The sequence below is a fragment of the Roseivivax marinus genome (assembly GCF_900109705.1).
In the GTDB taxonomy this organism is placed as follows: Bacteria; Pseudomonadota; Alphaproteobacteria; order Rhodobacterales; family Rhodobacteraceae; genus Roseivivax; species Roseivivax marinus.
In genome coordinates this window covers 130572-146940 of record NZ_FOAI01000007.1, presented here as the reverse complement: position 1 = coordinate 146940, position 16369 = coordinate 130572, and the positions used below count along the sequence as shown (strand labels likewise).

The window sequence follows — 16369 nt, the reverse complement described above, 5'->3', positions numbered from 1 at the left end:
GGGCACGCGGGCGGGCACGCTCGCCGCAGGCGGCGGGGCCGTCGCGGGCCGGGGGATCGCCGTGCGGTTCAATGGCGGAAGTGCCGCATGCCGGTGAGGACCATGGCAAGGCCGGCCTCGTTCGCCGCGTCGATCACCTCCTGGTCGCGCATGGCGCCGCCGGGCTGGATCACCGCCGTGGCGCCAGCCTCGGCCGCCGCCAGCAGGCCGTCCGCGAACGGGAAGAACGCGTCCGAGGCTACCGCGGCGCCCCGCGTCAGCGGGGCGTCGAGGCCCAGCGCCTCGGCCATGTCCTGCGCCTTGCGCGCGGCTATGCGGGTCGAATCGACCCGGCTCATCTGTCCCGCGCCGATGCCGACCGTCGCGCCGTCCTTAACGTAGACGATGGCGTTCGACTTCACGTGTTTGGCCACCGTCCAGGCCATGCGCAGATCGATCATCTGCGCCTCGGACGGGGCACGCTCGGTCGCGACGGTCAGGTCGTCCGCGCCGACCCGGCCGACGTCGCGGTCCTGCACGAGAAAGCCGCCCGACACCTGCCGCAGAGCGAGACCCGCGGCCGAAGGGTCGGCCAGCCCGCCGGTCAGCAGCAGGCGCAGGTTCTTCTTGGCCGCGAAGACCGCGCGGGCCTCCTCGTCGGCGTCGGGGGCGATGACCACCTCGGTGAAGATCTCGGTGATCGCCTCGGCGGTCTCGCGGTCGAGCGGTTTGTTCAGAGCCACGATACCCCCGAAGGCCGAGGTCCGGTCGCAGTCGAAGGCCCGGCCGTAGGCTTCCTTGAGCGTCGCGCCCGTCGCCACGCCGCAGGGGTTGGCGTGCTTGATGATCGCGCAGGCCGGCGCGGCGTCGCCGAATTCCGAGACCAGTTCGAAGGCCGCGTCGGTGTCGTTGATGTTGTTGTACGACAGCTCCTTGCCCTGGAGCTGGCGCGCGGTGGACACGCCGGGCCGGGCGTTGCCATCGACGTAGAACGCCGCCGCCTGGTGCGGATTTTCGCCATAGCGCAAGCTCTGCGCGAGCTTGCCCGCGACCACTCGTCGGCGCGGCGCGGTCTCGCCCAGCGCATCCGCCATCCAGGTCGAGACCGCGGCGTCGTAGGCGCCGGTGCGCGCATAGGCGGTCAGCGCCAGTTTCTGCCGGAAGGCATAGCTGGTCCGGCCGTCATTGGCGTCCAGTTCGGCCAGCAGCGCCTCGTAGTCCTCGACATCCGTGACCACGCTGACGAAGCGGTGGTTCTTGGCCGCGGCGCGGATCATCGCAGGGCCGCCGATGTCGATGTTCTCGATCGCGGTGTCGTAGTCCGCCCCGCCCGCGACGGCGGCCTCGAACGGGTAGAGGTTCACCACCAGCAGATCGATCCCGCCGATCCCGTGCTCTTCCATCGCAGCCACGTGGGCGTCGTCGTCCCGCAGCGCCAACAGTCCGCCGTGCACGGCCGGGTGCAGCGTCTTCACCCGCCCGTCCATCATCTCGGGAAAGCCCGTGACGTCGGCCACGTCGCGCACCTCGAGGCCGGCCTCGCGCATGGCACGGGCGGTGCCGCCCGTCGACAGAAGCTCCACCCCCCTTTCGGCCAGCGCGCGGGCGAGGTCCACGAGGCCCGTCTTGTCGGACACGGAAAGAAGCGCGCGGCGCAGGGGGGCTTTGTCGGTCATGCGGGTGTCCCGGAAATCAGCTGTCGTCACCATTCTCGTCCGCTTCGTCGTCATCCGCCGCGGCCGGAGCGAGATCGCGGATCGCGATCGCCGTCTCCTGCGCCTTGGCGAAGGACCAGCGGACGCGGGTCGCATACTCCATCGCGCGGCCGGATAAAACGACCTGTTGCGCGGCGCGGGGCCGCAATCGCCCCTTCTCGAGATAGACCGATGCCTCGAGCCGCAGATCCGCGCCCAGATCGTGCCGGAACACCCAGATCTCGCCCGAACGCAGCGCCATCGAGACCGCCGTTCCGTTCATGTCCAACTCGGCGTCCACGTCGGGGTGCAGGTGAAACCGGATCTGGAACGGCAGGCCCGACAGCCGCACGGCGTCCATGCGGTGATCGAAGAGCCGCTTGTCCCGGTCCGAGATCGCCACCAGCAGGTCCTCGCCCGCCAGCGCGCGCCCGTCATGGGTCAGCTCCAGCGTGCGCGCGTGGGTCAGGCCGTGGGTCGCGACATAGCCGTCGTGGCCGCCCTCGAACCGGGTGCCGTCCTCGGCCGGGCTGAGCTCGCAGGGGACGCGGGTCGGGGCGTCCTCCAGCATCTCGCGGCGCGCGGCCCCGATGAAGCCGGGCGCTCCGAGCCGGGCGCTGGAATAACCGTCAAGGCAGAGCGCCGAGTGCGACGGCGTCGCCCTTCCCGCCCGGCGCCAGTCCGATCCGAAGATCGCGCCCGAGCCGCAGTTCACGACCAGCGGACGTCTTCCCGAGGTCAGTTCGAACGCCAGCGTCGAGGCGTGCGCGTTGTACGAGGCCGGTCCCGTCGGCGGCGGCGCGGCGTCCACGACGACGCTCGTGCGGCCGCCCTGCAGTCGCGCGAAGCCCATGGCGAGGCCCTTGCCCCCGCGTCGCCTGACCCCCGAGGCCGCCAGCGCCTGGTCGAGCCGCCCCTCCGCGCCGCGCCCGCCGCCGTGGAACCGGGCGAGCCCGCCATCCGCGTGGCGCAGCGCGCGAAGCGTCGGCGCGATGCGCTCGATCGCCCCGGCATGTTCGCGGTCGAGGGTTCGGCCGGTCTCGGTCAGCGCGGCGCCGGCCCAGGTCAGCAGTGTGAAAACCTCCAGAAGGTCCTCGGGGCAGCGCGTGGGCAGGCCGCCCTCATCGTCCACGACGCGCGTACACTCGCGTGCCAGCGCCGCCTGCGCCCCGGGCACGAACCGCTCCATCCCCTCGAGCGAGAGCCCCGCGTAAAGCAGCCCGGTCAGCGCCTCGAACCGCGCAAGGCCCGGCGGTGTCGCGCTCCAGCGTCTCGAGAGGTAGAGCGTCTGCGCGCCCAGCGCCCGGTAGAAGGCGTCCGATTGTTCCGACGACCGCCCCCGCAGCAGGAAAAGCGCGTGGTGCGTCCAGCGGATGATGCGACGCCCGGCGAGGTCGGGACGCCAGCCCGGACCGTGTCCGGACCCGTATCGCTCGATCCAGCCCCAGACCCAGTCCTGCGCCACCGCGCGGCTCCTGGGTTCGCCGACGGCGGCAAGATCGTCGAGCCAGGTGAAGCCCTGTATCTCTTCCTCGAAGGCGGGGTCGGGCGGCGTCACATCCCAGATCGGCCAGCCCGGCGCCTCGACGAGATGACCGGCGAACAGCAGGTTCCCGGCGGCGAGCTGCCGGCCGCGGGCGAAGCTGCCGACGGTGCGCGGCTCGGGGGCCGAAAGGAACGCCGTGGCCGGGCGCGCCCGGGCCGCCCGCAGCGCGTGATAGCGGTTATGGGCCCGCCCCGCGGCGGCCCGCCATCTCTGCAATCTGGACATGCCCTGCCCGCCTCTCGCCCGCCTGTCTCGGCGTGATCTTGCCGGCGACCATATCGAGCGTGCCGACCAAAGTCACCGGCCAACCTGAGCGCGGGCCACGGGGGGCGGGCTACTCGGCCGCCTGCCGGACCTCCTGCCCGCGCATCCGGTCGAGTTCGGGCACGTTGATCCCGCGCTTCTCGGCGCTGTCGCGCACCGCGCGCTGAACCGCTTTGGACCGGCGCAGCAGGCGACGGAACCGCCGTTCGTCCAGCGCCAGAAGCGTCGAGGGCGCGATCGCCCGCACCTCGGCGCGCCGCGCCGTCTTGGTCAGCATGGCAAGCTGGCCGAACAGCTCGCCGCGTCCGAGGCGCCAGCTCTGGCGCGACATGCGCAGTTCCACGGCGCCCGAGGCGATGAAGTAGACCGTGTCCGCCGCCGAGCCGCGGGTGACGATCACGTCGCCCTCGTCGGCGTAGCGTGTCACCAGCGCCTTCGACAGCCGCTTGAGCGTGGCTTCGTCGAGTTCCGAGAACAGCGGGAACTGGCGCGCCAGCTCGGCTTTCTGCAGCACGATGTCGAGCGCGGGGCGCGTATCCTCGCGCGAGAACCGGCGGTCGAGACGGCGCATCAGGTCGGTATGCAGCTCGACCCCGATCAACCCCTCCTCGTAGAGCAGGTCGTATTCCCGTTTCTCGAGCCGCAGCGCGGTGCGCCGGATGAAGCGGCGCTCCAGCTCTTCGGCGTAGCCCGGATATTGCAGCCGCAGACCGTCGAGTGCCTGCTCCACCATCTCGGCACGTCGGTCGAGCAGGTCGTGCAGGATCTCGGCCACCCGGCGCCCGTGAATGCGGCGGATGCGGCTGTCGATAAAGGTGTCGAGGTCGCGAAGAACCAGTCCCTGCAGCAGCAGGATCTCGAACCTGTCGGCGGTCAGCCTCGCCAGCGGATAGGAAATCCGCAACCGGTTGTAGAGCCGCACGGCGAAGCGGAAGGACGGGTCGATCCCCACCGCCCGACGCGCGGCGCGGCGATAGCCCAGCCGGCCCGAATGGCGCGCGTGTTCCAGAAGCCGGTCCACGTCCGACAGGATGCGGTCGGTCAGGCGTGGCGACACCGCGCGCTCTCGGAAGCGGTCCAGGATCATGTCACGCTCGGCCCCCGCCAGCGCGATCAGGCCCAGCGTGACCCGGTCGCGGTCGGCGATCTCCTCGCTGCCCTCGGCGGCGCGGACCGCGCCCTCCAGCCTCTCGCCGAAACTCTTGGCCTCCGAGCGCACGATGTCGCGCGACAGGCCGTAGTTCTCGGTGGCCTGGCTCACGTCCTCGCGCACGCTCTGGAGCGCGACGGCGACCACCTGCTTGGCCAGCGCCGAATCGAGCGGCGACAGCTTGTCGAGACCCAGCTTCGAGATCACCCAGCGCAGCGAGGAGCCCTGCACCACCAGCGTGTAAAGCGTGTAGCCGGTGGCGAGGATACCGACGACGCGCTTCACGTCCGGCGGCACCCGCGCGCTTTCGGTGACGGCCAGCGCCAGCGCCAGCGTGACGGCGCCGCGCAGGCCGCCCCAGAGGATCGCCGCGCGGTACGGGCGGTCCACCTGCGGCGACAGCCGCGCGAGCGCGAGCCCCGGCAGAAGAACGAAGAGGATCACCGCCCGCGCCGCCAGCGCCGTGGCCGCAACGACCAGGATCAGGCCCACGTCGACCCAGGCGATGTCCTCGAGCAGGCGCGGGATCAGGATCGCGGCGAGAACGAAGATGAGCGCCCCGGCCCAGTGCGCCAGCTGGTCCCACATCTCGCGCATGTTGGTCCATGTGCCCGGCGCCAGCGCGCCCGGCGCGCTCACGTTCATCGAGAGCCCGGCGGCGACCACGGCGATCACGCCCGAGGCGCCCAGCATCTGCTCCGCCGCGATGTAGGCGAGATAGGGCAGCGCCACCGACAGCGACAGCTGCGCCAGCTCGAACCGGCCGAAGGTTGCCATGACCATGACGGCGACCTGCCCGAACAGTACGCCGACACCGACGCCCCCGAGGATCAGCAGCGGGAACTGCCGCACCGCACCCCAGAGCGAGGGATCCGGAACCCCCTGCATCACGAAGCCCATGAGCAGACCGAAGATGGCGATGGCCGCGGCGTCGTTCATCAGGCTCTCGCCCTCGACGATCCGCGCCAGCCGCCGCGGCGCCGCGATCGAGCGGAAGATCGAGACCACGGCCGAGGGGTCCGTCGTCGATACGATCGACCCGATCAGCAGGCACGTCACGAGGCTGAGGCCCGATACGATCGACAGGCCGTAGCCCACGACCACCGTCGAGAACACCACCGCCACCACCGCGAGAGTCACGATCGGCACCCAGTCGTCGATCATCCGCCGCAGGTTCATGCCCAGCGTCACCTGGAACAGCAGGGTCGGCAGGAAGACATACAGGAAGACGTTGGAGCGGATCGGGAAATTGAGGATCGCCTCCGCCACCGGGTTGAGCGCGTCGGTCAGCTCGGTTCGCAGCAGAAAGCTCGCGCCCGCACCGATCAGGATGCCCAGCGCGGCGAGCATGACCGAGTACGGCAGCCGCAGCCGCCCGGCGAGGGGCTCGGCCACGCCGATCAGAACGAAGAGGGCCGCGATGACCGCGGTGACGACAACGACATCCATGACGTCGCTTTAGCCTAGCGTGACGCGCGGCGGAATGTAGCCCGCGCGCGAGCACACGCATTTCCCTCGCAATTTCCCGAGAGCCGCGGCCCGAGGCGGGACGCCGCGGCGCGGCCGGCCTCAGCTGCCGCGGTAGGTCGAGTAGCCGAACGGCGAGAGCAGCAGCGGCACGTGGTAATGCGCTTCCGGGTCGGAGATGCCGAACCGGATCGGCACCTCGTCGAGGAAGCGCGGCGTCTCCGGCGGCGTGCCCGCGGCGTCGAGATAGGCGCCCGCGGCGAAGACCAGCTCGTAGGTCCCGGGCGCGAAGGCGTCCTTCGGCAGGATCGGCGCGTCGGTGCGGCCGTCGGCATTGGTCACCGTCTCGGCGATCATGGTCCGGTCGTCCCCGTTGATTCGCCACAGCGTGACGGCGAGACCGGCGGCGGGCACGCCCCGCGCGATGTCGAGGACGTGGGTGGTGAGGTATCCCTCGGCCATGAACGGCTCCTTTCGTGTGCGGCGGGCACGGGCTATGCCGCCATCTTGGGCAGGGTGCGAACGACGGGCACCCCCGGAGCACCTTGCGGAAATAATTGAAAATGCACGAGGCCCTGAACCGTTATCGTGCCGGATCAAAAGAGGACAGGCCACGAAAATGAACCGCTATCCCCGCGACATGATCGGCCACGGGCCGGACCGTCCGGATCCGCGCTGGCCCGGCGGCGCGAAGATCGCCATCTCGCTCGTGCTCAACTACGAGGAGGGCGGCGAGAACGCGGTCCTGCACGGCGACGCGGCCTCCGAGGCGTTTCTTTCCGACATCGCCGGCGCCGCCTCCTGGCCGGGCCAGCGGCACTGGAACATGGAGTCGATCTACGAATACGGCGCCCGCGCCGGGTTCTGGCGGCTGCACCGCATGTTCACCGAGCGGGCCCTTCCCGTCACCGTCTACGGCGTGGCCACCGCGCTTGCCCGTTCGCCCGAACAGCTCGAGGCGATGCAGCACGCCGGGTGGGAGATCGCGAGCCACGGCCTGAAATGGGTCGAGCACAAGGATATGCCCCCCGAGGAGGAACGCGCCGCGATCACCGAGGCGATCCGCCTGCACGAAGAGGTCACCGGGGCGCGGCCCGAGGGCTGGTACACCGGGCGCTGCTCGGACAACACCATGCGCCTCGTCGCCGAGGCCGACGGCTTTTCCTACGTCTCGGACGCCTATGACGACGACCTGCCGCACTGGCGCCGCTTCGGCGACCGCGACCAGCTGGTGATCCCCTATACTCTCGAGGCCAACGACATGCGCTTCGCCGTAGCGCCGGGCTGGGTCACCGGCCGCGACTTCGGCGACTACCTGATCGACACCTTCGATGCGCTCTATGCCGAGGGCGAGGCCGGCCGCCCCGCCATGATGAGCGTCGGCCTGCACAACCGCCTGGTCGGCCGCCCCGGCAAGGCGGCGGGCCTCGCGCGCTTCCTCGACCACGTGGCCGCCCACGACCACGTCTGGATCGCCCGCCGCGCGGACATCGCGCACCACTGGGCCGCGACGCATCCGCCCGTCGCCAGGGGCGCGCGTCCGTCCGAGATGGACCGCGACAGCTTCGTCGCCCGCTACGGCGGCATCTACGAGCACTCGCCCTGGGTGGCCGAACGCGCCCACGCGCTGGAACTGGGCCCGGCCCACGACCGACCGGCGGGGCTCGCCAACGCGCTGGCGCGGGCGTTCCGCACCGCCTCGGACGACGAACGCCTCGCGGTCCTGCGCGCCCACCCCGACCTCGCCGGCAAGCTTGCCGCCGCCAGCCGGCTGACGGCCGAGTCCACCGCCGAACAGGCCAGCGCCGGGCTCGACGCCCTGACCGACGCCGAACGCGCGCGGTTCACCGAACTCAACGACCGCTACACCGCCAAGCACGGCATCCCGTTCATCATCGCGGTGCGCGACCACGACAAGGCGTCGATCCTGCGCGCCTTCGAGGCCCGGCTCGACAACGACACGCCGACCGAGATCGGCACCGCCTGCCGGCAGGTGGAGCGCATCGCCCGCCTTCGACTGGAGGCTCTGGCATGAGAGACGCGTCCGACATCCGCCCCGCGCCGACCGCAACCTACGCCTTCCCGCCCGGCGGCCTGCCCGACCAGCGGCAAGACCCCGAGGGCCGCGCGATCTTCACCACCGCTTACGCGGTCATTCCCGCGGACACGATGCGCGACATCGTGACCTCGTTCCTGCCCGGCTGGGTGCATGCCCGCGCCTGGATCCTCGCGCGCCCGCTCTCGGGATTTGCCGAGACCTTCGCGCAATACGCGGTGGAGCTCGCCCCAGGCGGCGGCTCGAACGCGCCCGAGCCGGACCACGACGCGCAGGCGGTGATCTTCGTGGCACACGGGCAAGCCCGGCTGACCCTCGGCCGCGACACCTACGACCTGCGGCCCGGCAGCTACGCCTATATCCCGGCCTCGGCGGTCTGGACGATCTTCAACATCGGTGACGAGCCTTGCGGCTTCCACTGGATCCGGAAACGCTACCGGAAGGTGCGTGGCATATCCCCGCCCGAAGCGCGCATCACCCACGACGATGACGTGACCCCGGTGCCGATGCCCGACACGGACGGAGTCTGGGCCACCCAGCGCTTCGTCGATCCGCTCGACCTGCGGCACGATTTCCACGTCAACATCGTCACCTTCCGGCCCGGCGGCCGCATTCCCTTCGCCGAGACCCACGTGATGGAGCACGGCCTCTACGTCCTGCAGGGCGAGGCCGACTACCTCCTGAACGACACCTGGGTCCATGTCGGCCCGGGCGACTTCATGTGGCTGCGTGCCTTCTGCCCGCAGGCCTGTATCGCCAAGGGGTCCGAGCCATTCCGCTACCTGCTCTACAAGGACGTGAACCGCCACCCGGAGCTGTCGCTGTGATGGCGAGCGGCCCCTTCGCTCCGCACCGGCTCGGGGCGCCGACCAGTCCCCTTCTTCTCGGGGCAAATACTCTCGGGGGGCCCGGGGGGCAGACGCCCCCCCGGCCGAACCGCCAGACCGGAGGCCGGAGCTGATGCGCGAGATCGCCGCCCGCCCCCTGACGCCCTCCGCGTTCGCCCCCTTCGGCGAGGTCCTCGACTGCGCGGGCGAACCCGACCGGATCATCAACCGCGGGCTCTGCGGGCGCTGGCACGACCGCGCGACGCTCGACATGGACGATGCGGGACGGCCGGGCGTCAGCCTGTTCCTCGCCGAACCGCGCGCGCTGCCCTACACGCTCGACCTCGTGGAGCGGCATCCCGAGGGCAGTCAGGCCTTCGTTCCGATGCACGAGCATCCGTGGCTGGTGATCGTGGCCGAGGACGGCGCACAGCCCGGTCCGATCCATGCCTTCGTCGCCGCGCCGGGCCAGGGGGTGAACCTTGCCCGCGGCACCTGGCATGGCGTCCTGACCCCCCTTCACGCCCCCGGCCGCTTCGCGGTGATCGACCGTATCGGGCCGGGCGCGAATCTCGAAGAGCACGTGCTGGAGGAGCCCGTGCTGATCGTCGGGCCCTGACCGGCCCCCTTCCTCCGTGACCCCGCGCGACAGAATGCGGGGCCGGGCCCCTCCGTCCAGACAGGGACACATGACATGACAGACGCTTTGGTTACCCCGGACCGGTCCCTCGGCACCGCCGAGCAACTGGCCGATCCCAACTACACCCCGCCGCTCGCGAAGGCGGTTCCGCTGGGCATCCAGCACGTGCTGGCGATGTTCGTCTCGAACGTGACGCCCGCGATCATCGTCGCGGGCGCTGCGGGCTTCGGCTTCGGGTCCGACAGCCCGGACTTCCCGAACCTCATCTACATGATCCAGATGTCGATGCTGTTCGCCGGCATCGCCACGCTGTTCCAGACCATCGGCTTCGGCCCGGTCGGCGCGCGGCTGCCGATCGTGCAGGGCACGAGCTTCGCATTCCTGCCGATCATGATCCCGGCGGTGGCCGGACAGGGCACAGCGGGCCTCGCCGGGCTGATGACCGGCGTGGTGATCGGCGGCATCTTCCATTTCTGCCTCGGCACCGTGGTGGGACGCATCCGCTACGCCCTGCCGCCGCTGGTGACCGGCCTGATCGTGCTGATGATCGGCCTCGCGCTGATCCGCGTGGGCATCCAGTACGCCGCGGGCGGCGTGCCCAAGATGGGCACCGAGGACTTCGGCACCTTCGCCATGTGGTTCCCGGCTCTGGTGGTCGTGGCAGTGACGCTCGCCGTCAAGTTCTTCACCCGCGGCCTCCTCTCGGTGGCCGCGGTGCTGATCGGACTGGTCGCAGGCTACGGTGTCGCGCTGCTCATGGGGCAGGTGAGCTTCGGCAATGTCGGCAACGCCGCCGCCTTCGCCCTGCCGAACCCGTTCGTCTGGGGCATCGAGTTCAACTTCGCCGTCATCCTCGGCATGTGCTTCATGGCGGTGATCTCTGCGATCGAGACGGTGGGCGACGTGTCTGGTATCACCAAGGGCGGCGCGGGCCGTGAAGCCACCGACGACGAGATCGCGGGCGCGACATACGCCGACGGCCTCGGGACCGCGGTCGGCGGCCTGTTCGGCGGCCTGCCCAACACCTCGTTCAGCCAGAACGTCGGACTGATCTCGATGACCGGCGTGATGAGCCGCCACGTCGTCACCATCGGCGCGCTGTTCCTGATCGTCTGCGGGCTGGTGCCGAAATTCGGCGCCATCGTCTCGACCGTGCCGATCAACGTTCTGGGCGGCGGCGTGATCGTCATGTTCGGCATGGTCTGCGCGGCGGGCGTCAACATGCTGTCCGAGGTCGCCTGGTCGCGGCGGAACATGGTGATCTTCGCGGTGTCGCTGTCGCTGGGCCTCGGGCTGCAGCTGGAGCCGACTGCGCTGCAGCACCTGCCCGACACGCTGCGGATCCTGCTCACCAGCGGACTGCTGCCGGCGGCGGTGATTTCGATCGCCCTGAACCTGCTGCTGCCAGAGGACCTGGTCTGAGTGCAGGTTGCTCCCGCCGGAGCCTCCGGCGGAAGTATTTTTCGACGAGAAGAAGCAGGGCATAGACTTCGGTCGGTGCCGCGTCCCGAGCCGAAGGACACGTGGAATGCGCGGCCCTCGGCGAGAATATTTTCGCCGGGAAGAAACGGCAGGCGCCGGCTTCGCGTGGCGCGAGTTGTCATCCTGACTATTTTGGTCAGGTATTGGCGCATCCATCCGAGTAGAGCCCGACCATGCCCGATGCGTCCCACGTCCCGCCCCGCCGCCTCTCGGACCTAGCCGGGCCGGACCGGCGTCTTCTGATCCTCCTGCGGCTCTGGCCGCGCGGCCCCGAAGCACAGGCCCGCGCATGGGACGACCTTTGCGGCGCCCTCGGTTCGGCGCGGGCGCGTGGCTGCCTGAGCGCGTTCGAGGACCTGCGCGGGCGGCTCTGGCGATCGGCCTGGGTAGCGCCATTGGTGGCGGCCCCCGAGGATGAACGCCTCACCCCCGACGAGGAGGCGATCCTGACGGTTGTTCGCCTTGCCACCGAGGGGGAACGGGAGGCGGCGCTCGAGCACGCGATGTTCCTGGTGCGGCCCGAGGCGCTTCTGCCCGTGGTCTTGGCCGCGGAGCGGGCGGGCCTGCCGCTTCTGTGCGCGGAGTGCCGGGCGCGGCTCGGCGGGTGCCACGGACGCGCCTAGACTTGCAGGGAAGGGAATTCGGACGTCGGGCGCGATCGGCACCATCGCGGGTCGGGTCCAGGTGTTCGTGCGCTCTCTCTCCGCCAGCGCGCGAACGAAGTGCGGCGGTCGTGCTCTCTAAGCCGAGGCGTGCGTGACAGGCCATGATCTTTGGCCCCTCAACGCCGCACGCGCCGCCGGTCAGGGCGACCGCAGCGGGCCGCGCTTCCCACGAAATGCTTCGCTGCAGGCCGCGCCCGGAACGCGTTATGGACCGCCACGCGGGGGGGCGGAGGCAAAGGCCGTGACATGAAAAAGGCCCGGGCGAGAGTGCTCGCCCGGGCCCGGGAGGGGCCAACCGGGAGGAGGAGGAGGTCAGCCCTTGGTGAAGTCGGGGTAGGCCTCCATTCCCATCTCGGCCATGTCGAGACCGTTGATCTCGTCCTCTTCGCTGACACGGATGCCCATGACCGCCTTGAGGATGAACCACACGATCGCGGAGACGACGAAGACGAAGATGCCGATGGCCACGATGCCGATGATCTGCGTCACGAACGACGTGCCCTCGGTGTAGAACGGCACGGCGATGGTGCCCCAGATGCCCGCCAGCAGGTGGACCGGGATGGCGCCGACGACGTCGTCGATCTTCATCTTGTCGAGCATCGGCACGGTGAAGACCACGATGATGCCGCCGACCGCGCCGATCCAGAGCGCCCCGAAGAGCGAGGGGTCGAGCGGGCCCGCGGTGATCGACACGAGGCCGGCCAGCGCGCCGTTCAGGGTCATGGTGAGGTCGGGCTTCTTGTACATCACCTGCGTCAGGATCAGCGCGATGACGGCACCCGAGGCCGCGGCCATGTTGGTGTTGGCGAAGATGCGCGACACGTCGGTCACGTCACCCACGGTGCCGGCCGCCAGCTGCGAGCCGCCGTTGAAGCCAAACCAGCCGAGCCACAGGATGAACGTGCCGAGCGTGGCGAGCGCGAGGTTCGAGCCCGGCATCGGCACGGTGCGGCCGTCACGGTACTTGCCGATCCGCGGTCCGAGGATGAGGGCGCCTGCAAGGGCCGCGAAGCCGCCCGCCGCGTGCACGAGGGTCGACCCCGCGAAGTCGGAGAAGCCCATCTCGGACAGCCAGCCGCCGCCCCACTGCCAGGACGCCTCGATCGGGTAGATCACGCCGGTCAGGACGACGACGAAGATCAGGAACGGCCAGAGCTTGATGCGCTCGGCGAGGGTGCCCGACACGATCGACGCGGTGGTGGCGCAGAACATCAGCTGGAAGAAGAAGTCCGAGCCGACCGACGCATAGTCGAGCGCGGCATCGGCGGCGCCGAGGCCCACGGGCTCGAGCACGGTGGGCACGAAGATCGCGCCGACATAGCCCGGCACGGTCCAGCCGTCGCCCGGATACATGAGGTTGAAGCCGATCAGCCAGTACATGATCGCCGCGATCGAGAAGAGCGCGATGTTCTTCGTCAGCTGCATGGTGACGTTCTTGGAGCGCACGAGGCCCGCCTCGAGCATGGCGAAGCCGGCGGCCATCCAGAACACCAGGAAGCCGCCGATCAGGAACAGCAGCGTGGTAAAGATGTAGGGCGTGACGCCCGGAGCGGCCTCGGCGACCTCGGCGGCGGCTTCGGCCCCCTCGGCCGCCTCCTGCGCGAAGCCCAGCGCCGGGGCCAGGATCAGCGCCGTCGCGGGCGCCAGCAGATGCTTGAGTTTCATGTGTTCCGTTTCCCTTGGATCGTATCGGACGTCTGGTCCCCCCACCCCCTCAGCTCGGGGCGGGCGGCGGTCAGATGGCGTCCGCGTTGGTCTCTCCGGTGCGCACACGCACGGCCTGCGCGACGTCCAGAACGAAGATCTTGCCGTCGCCGATCTTGCCGGTCTGGGCGGTCTTGGTGATCGTCTCGACGACCTGCTCGGACATGCTTTCGGCAACCACGATCTCGAGCTTGATCTTGGGCACGAAGTTCACCGCGTACTCGGCGCCGCGATAAATCTCGGTGTGACCGGACTGCGAGCCGAAGCCCTTGATCTCGGTCACCATCATGCCGCGCACGCCGATGGCGGTCAGCGCCTCGCGGACCTCCTCGAGCTTGAACGGCTTGATCGTCGCAATGATGAGTTTCACCTGGGTCCCTTTCTGTTGGGCAGGCCGGACCTGCGTCTTTTCGCTGTTGCAGAAAGACGAGGGTTGTCCGGCGTGGGAAGGCGAAACGCCCGTTTTTGCGCCGATTGGCCAGGTGCTGTTGCACATTTTTTGCACAAACTTGCGCGATAGCCTAAAATTTGAGCAACATTAAAAGCCTCGTAATGGAACCGCACCGGGTCCACATCCGGGGCGACAGCCCTTATCTTGCGTCGCAAAGACCGAAAGGCCGGGCAGGACGACATGAGCAAGACGGGACGCGGGCGCGGAAAGCTGGTGGCGGATCGCCGCTATCCAAAGTCCTCGAGCAAGAGCACGGAGAAGTCCGCGGCCAAGGGTGCGCGGGTCAAGTCCTCGCGGACGGCGCGCAAGAGCAGCCGCCGCGGCGCGCGTCGGCCGGCGAAGCGCGGGCTCGCGGGGCTCATCCAGCGCGTCTTCGGGTTCTTCGGACGGCTGATCTGGATCGTGACGTCGCGGGTCGCGCTGGTGGCCGCCCTCGCGCTGGGCGCGCTCGTGGGCCTAACCTACGTGACGCTGCCGCCGGTGGACCAGCTCCTCGACGGACGGGCGCAGGGTTCGGTCACGATGTTCGACCGCGAGGATCGCGTCTTTGCCTGGCGCGGAGACCAGTTCGGCGGTGCGGTGCGGGCCGACCAGGTCAGCGAGCATCTCAAGAACGCGGTGATCGCGACCGAGGATCGGCGCTTCTACTGGCACATGGGCGTCTCGCCGCGCGGCGTGGCCAGCGCGATTCGGATCAACCTGCGCGAAGGCCGCGGCCCGCTTCAGGGCCACGGCGGCTCGACCATCACACAGCAGACCGCCAAACTGCTGTGCCTCGGCAACGAGTACGATGCCAGCGAGTGGGAAAGCGAATCCGCCTATATCTCCGACTGCCGCGAAACCTCGCTTGTCCGGAAGGCGAAGGAGGCGATCTACGCCATCGCGATGGAGGCCAAGTACTCCAAGAACGACATCCTCTCGATCTACCTCAACCGCGCCTACATGGGCGGCGGCGCCTATGGCGCCGAGGCCGCATCGCAGCGCTACTTCTCCAAGCCCGCTGCGGCGCTGCGCCCTGCCGAAGCGGCGATGCTCGCGGGCCTGCTGACCGCTCCGACGACGCTTGCGCCGACGAACGATCTCGAACGCTCGCAGAACCGGGCGGCGACCGTGCTGAACCTCATGGAGGATCAGGGCTATCTCACCGCCGAGGAGGCCGACCGCGCCCGGGCCAATCCCGCGACCCTGTCGGAAGAGGCCGAGCAGAACCGGGGCGGCTATTTCGCCGACTGGATCATGGAAACGCTGCCGCCCTTCGTGAACGTCGACTCGCGGCAGGACGTGGACGTTCGCACGACGCTCGATCCTCGCATCCAGAATGCCGCCGAAGCCGCGATGAAGTCGGTCTTCGAGGCCAAGGTCCGCGACAGCTCCAAGGCGCAGGCGGCGATCGTCGTTATGTCCGCCGATGGTGCGGTGCGCGCCATGGTCGGCGGCCGCAAGACGGGTGTGTCGGGCGTGTTCAACCGCGCCGCACAGGCACAGCGTCAGACCGGATCGGCGTTCAAGCCCTTCGTCTACGCCACCGCGCTGGAACTGGGCCGGTCGCCCTACGACACCGTCGTGGACGAACCGTTCTGCATGAATATCCCCGGCTCGGGCCAGTGGTGTCCCAAGAACTACAGCCGCAACTTCTCGGGTCCGATGACGCTGATCGACGCGCTCAAGCAGTCGCGCAACATCCCCGCGGTGAAGGTCTCCGAGGAAGCGGGCCGCGACCTCGTGGCCAAGGTGGCGACAGATTTCGGCATCAAATCCGACGTGGTCGACACGCCGTCGGTGGCACTCGGCGTGTCCGAGGCCTCGCTGCTCGAGATGACCGGCGCATATGCAGGTATCCTGAACGGCGGCTCGTCGGTTGCGCCCTACGGAATCGAGTCTCTGACCATCAAGGGCGACGACGAGCCCCTCGTCGGCCGCCGCGGCGGCATGGGCGAGCGGGTGATCCGCGAGCAGGCCGCGCGCGAGCTGGTCTTCATGCTGGAAAAGGTCGTCTCGGAGGGCACCGGCGCCCGTGCGCGCCTGCCCGACCGGCAGGCGGCGGGCAAGACCGGCACCTCGAACGAACAGCGCGACGCGTGGTTCGTCGGCTTCACGGCCGATTACGTGGCGGGCGTCTGGATGGGCTACGACGACAACACGCCGCTGACCGGCGTGACCGGGGGTGGCCTGCCGGCCGAGATCTGGCACGATCTGATGGTCCGGGTGCATGACGGGATCGAGCCCAAGCCGCTTCCGATGTCGGTGCCCGAGCCGCCTCAGCGCACCGTGCAGCAGACGCCGCAGCCGCAGCAGGCACCGCAGCCGCAACAACAGCAGCGGCAGCCGCAGCAGCCTCAGAACAACGACCCCGTGGGCGACTTCGTGGGCCGCGTTCTACGCGACATCTTCGGCAACTGATCCTCACCCTTGGGTCTGCGAATCGCCCCTGTCGCGGGCGGCGC

The 16369-nt window shown here is 69.5% G+C and carries 12 protein-coding genes; 6 read left to right on the top strand and 6 right to left on the bottom strand.

Annotation, left to right across the window (positions count from 1 at the left end):
• Positions 1–68 precede the first annotated feature (68 nt).
• The 4 genes from purH to uraH form a co-directional block, all read right to left on the bottom strand.
• A complete protein-coding gene (gene purH / locus BMX29_RS10750; RefSeq protein ID WP_092812775.1) occupies positions 69–1655 on the bottom strand; it encodes a bifunctional phosphoribosylaminoimidazolecarboxamide formyltransferase/IMP cyclohydrolase in 1587 nt (528 codons plus the stop codon).
• A gap of 16 nt (positions 1656–1671) precedes the next feature.
• Positions 1672–3444, bottom strand: coding sequence for a heparinase II/III family protein (locus BMX29_RS10745; RefSeq protein ID WP_092812594.1), 1773 nt, complete (start codon positions 3442–3444; stop codon positions 1672–1674).
• Positions 3445–3553: 109 nt separating this feature from the next.
• On the bottom strand, positions 3554–6082 hold the full coding sequence (locus BMX29_RS10740) for a cation:proton antiporter (protein WP_043845081.1): 2529 nt from the start codon (positions 6080–6082) through the stop codon (positions 3554–3556).
• A 120-nt stretch (positions 6083–6202) separates the two neighbouring features.
• Positions 6203–6562: a hydroxyisourate hydrolase gene (gene uraH / locus BMX29_RS10735; protein WP_092812591.1), complete on the bottom strand. Its 360-nt coding sequence runs from the start codon at positions 6560–6562 to the stop codon at positions 6203–6205.
• A gap of 157 nt (positions 6563–6719) precedes the next feature.
• On the opposite strand from uraH, the gene puuE reads away from it, so the two are divergent.
• From puuE to BMX29_RS10710, 5 genes are all read left to right on the top strand, one after another.
• The gene (gene puuE / locus BMX29_RS10730; RefSeq protein WP_092812588.1) at positions 6720–8135 is read left to right on the top strand and encodes an allantoinase PuuE; all 1416 of its coding nucleotides are present in this window, start codon (positions 6720–6722) and stop codon (positions 8133–8135) included.
• Positions 8132–8983, top strand: coding sequence for a bifunctional allantoicase/(S)-ureidoglycine aminohydrolase (locus BMX29_RS10725; RefSeq protein ID WP_092812585.1), 852 nt, complete (start codon positions 8132–8134; stop codon positions 8981–8983). Before puuE ends, BMX29_RS10725 begins: the two co-directional genes overlap by 4 nt.
• Before the next feature lie 133 nt (positions 8984–9116).
• On the top strand, positions 9117–9602 hold the full coding sequence (locus tag BMX29_RS10720) for an ureidoglycolate lyase (RefSeq protein ID WP_092812582.1): 486 nt from the start codon (positions 9117–9119) through the stop codon (positions 9600–9602).
• Between the two features lie 75 nt (positions 9603–9677).
• Positions 9678–11045, top strand: a complete 1368-nt coding sequence (locus BMX29_RS10715; protein WP_092812579.1) for a uracil-xanthine permease family protein — start codon at positions 9678–9680, stop codon at positions 11043–11045.
• A 233-nt stretch (positions 11046–11278) separates the two neighbouring features.
• Positions 11279–11728: a hypothetical protein gene (locus tag BMX29_RS10710; protein WP_092812576.1), complete on the top strand. Its 450-nt coding sequence runs from the start codon at positions 11279–11281 to the stop codon at positions 11726–11728.
• Positions 11729–12082: 354 nt separating this feature from the next.
• Here the strand turns inward: BMX29_RS10710 and BMX29_RS10705 are convergent, their stop codons facing one another.
• Positions 12083–13435 carry an ammonium transporter gene (locus tag BMX29_RS10705; RefSeq protein WP_043845088.1) on the bottom strand — a complete coding sequence of 451 codons (1353 nt, stop codon included), beginning with the start codon at positions 13433–13435 and terminating at the stop codon, positions 12083–12085.
• Positions 13436–13505: 70 nt separating this feature from the next.
• Positions 13506–13844: a P-II family nitrogen regulator gene (locus BMX29_RS10700; protein ID WP_043845090.1), complete on the bottom strand. Its 339-nt coding sequence runs from the start codon at positions 13842–13844 to the stop codon at positions 13506–13508.
• Between the two features lie 261 nt (positions 13845–14105).
• On the opposite strand from BMX29_RS10700, the gene BMX29_RS10695 reads away from it, so the two are divergent.
• Positions 14106–16325 carry a transglycosylase domain-containing protein gene (locus BMX29_RS10695; protein ID WP_092812573.1) on the top strand — a complete coding sequence of 740 codons (2220 nt, stop codon included), beginning with the start codon at positions 14106–14108 and terminating at the stop codon, positions 16323–16325.
• The last annotated feature ends 44 nt before the right edge of the window (positions 16326–16369 follow it).

Bases quoted from the DNA above. Each gene is read 5' to 3' on its own strand.
- BMX29_RS10740 (WP_043845081.1), bottom strand. From the start codon at position 6,082: ATGGATGTCGTTGTCGTCACCGCGGTCATCGCGGCCCTCTTCGTTCTG.
- BMX29_RS10745 (WP_092812594.1), bottom strand. From the start codon at position 3,444: ATGTCCAGATTGCAGAGATGGCGGGCCGCCGCGGGGCGGGCCCATAAC.
- BMX29_RS10705 (WP_043845088.1), bottom strand. From the start codon at position 13,435: ATGAAACTCAAGCATCTGCTGGCGCCCGCGACGGCGCTGATCCTGGCC.
- purH (WP_092812775.1), bottom strand. From the start codon at position 1,655: ATGACCGACAAAGCCCCCCTGCGCCGCGCGCTTCTTTCCGTGTCCGAC.
- BMX29_RS10710 (WP_092812576.1), top strand. From the start codon at position 11,279: ATGCCCGATGCGTCCCACGTCCCGCCCCGCCGCCTCTCGGACCTAGCC.
- BMX29_RS10715 (WP_092812579.1), top strand. From the start codon at position 9,678: ATGACAGACGCTTTGGTTACCCCGGACCGGTCCCTCGGCACCGCCGAG.
- BMX29_RS10695 (WP_092812573.1), top strand. From the start codon at position 14,106: ATGAGCAAGACGGGACGCGGGCGCGGAAAGCTGGTGGCGGATCGCCGC.
- puuE (WP_092812588.1), top strand. From the start codon at position 6,720: ATGAACCGCTATCCCCGCGACATGATCGGCCACGGGCCGGACCGTCCG.
- BMX29_RS10720 (WP_092812582.1), top strand. From the start codon at position 9,117: ATGCGCGAGATCGCCGCCCGCCCCCTGACGCCCTCCGCGTTCGCCCCC.
- BMX29_RS10725 (WP_092812585.1), top strand. From the start codon at position 8,132: ATGAGAGACGCGTCCGACATCCGCCCCGCGCCGACCGCAACCTACGCC.
- uraH (WP_092812591.1), bottom strand. From the start codon at position 6,562: ATGGCCGAGGGATACCTCACCACCCACGTCCTCGACATCGCGCGGGGC.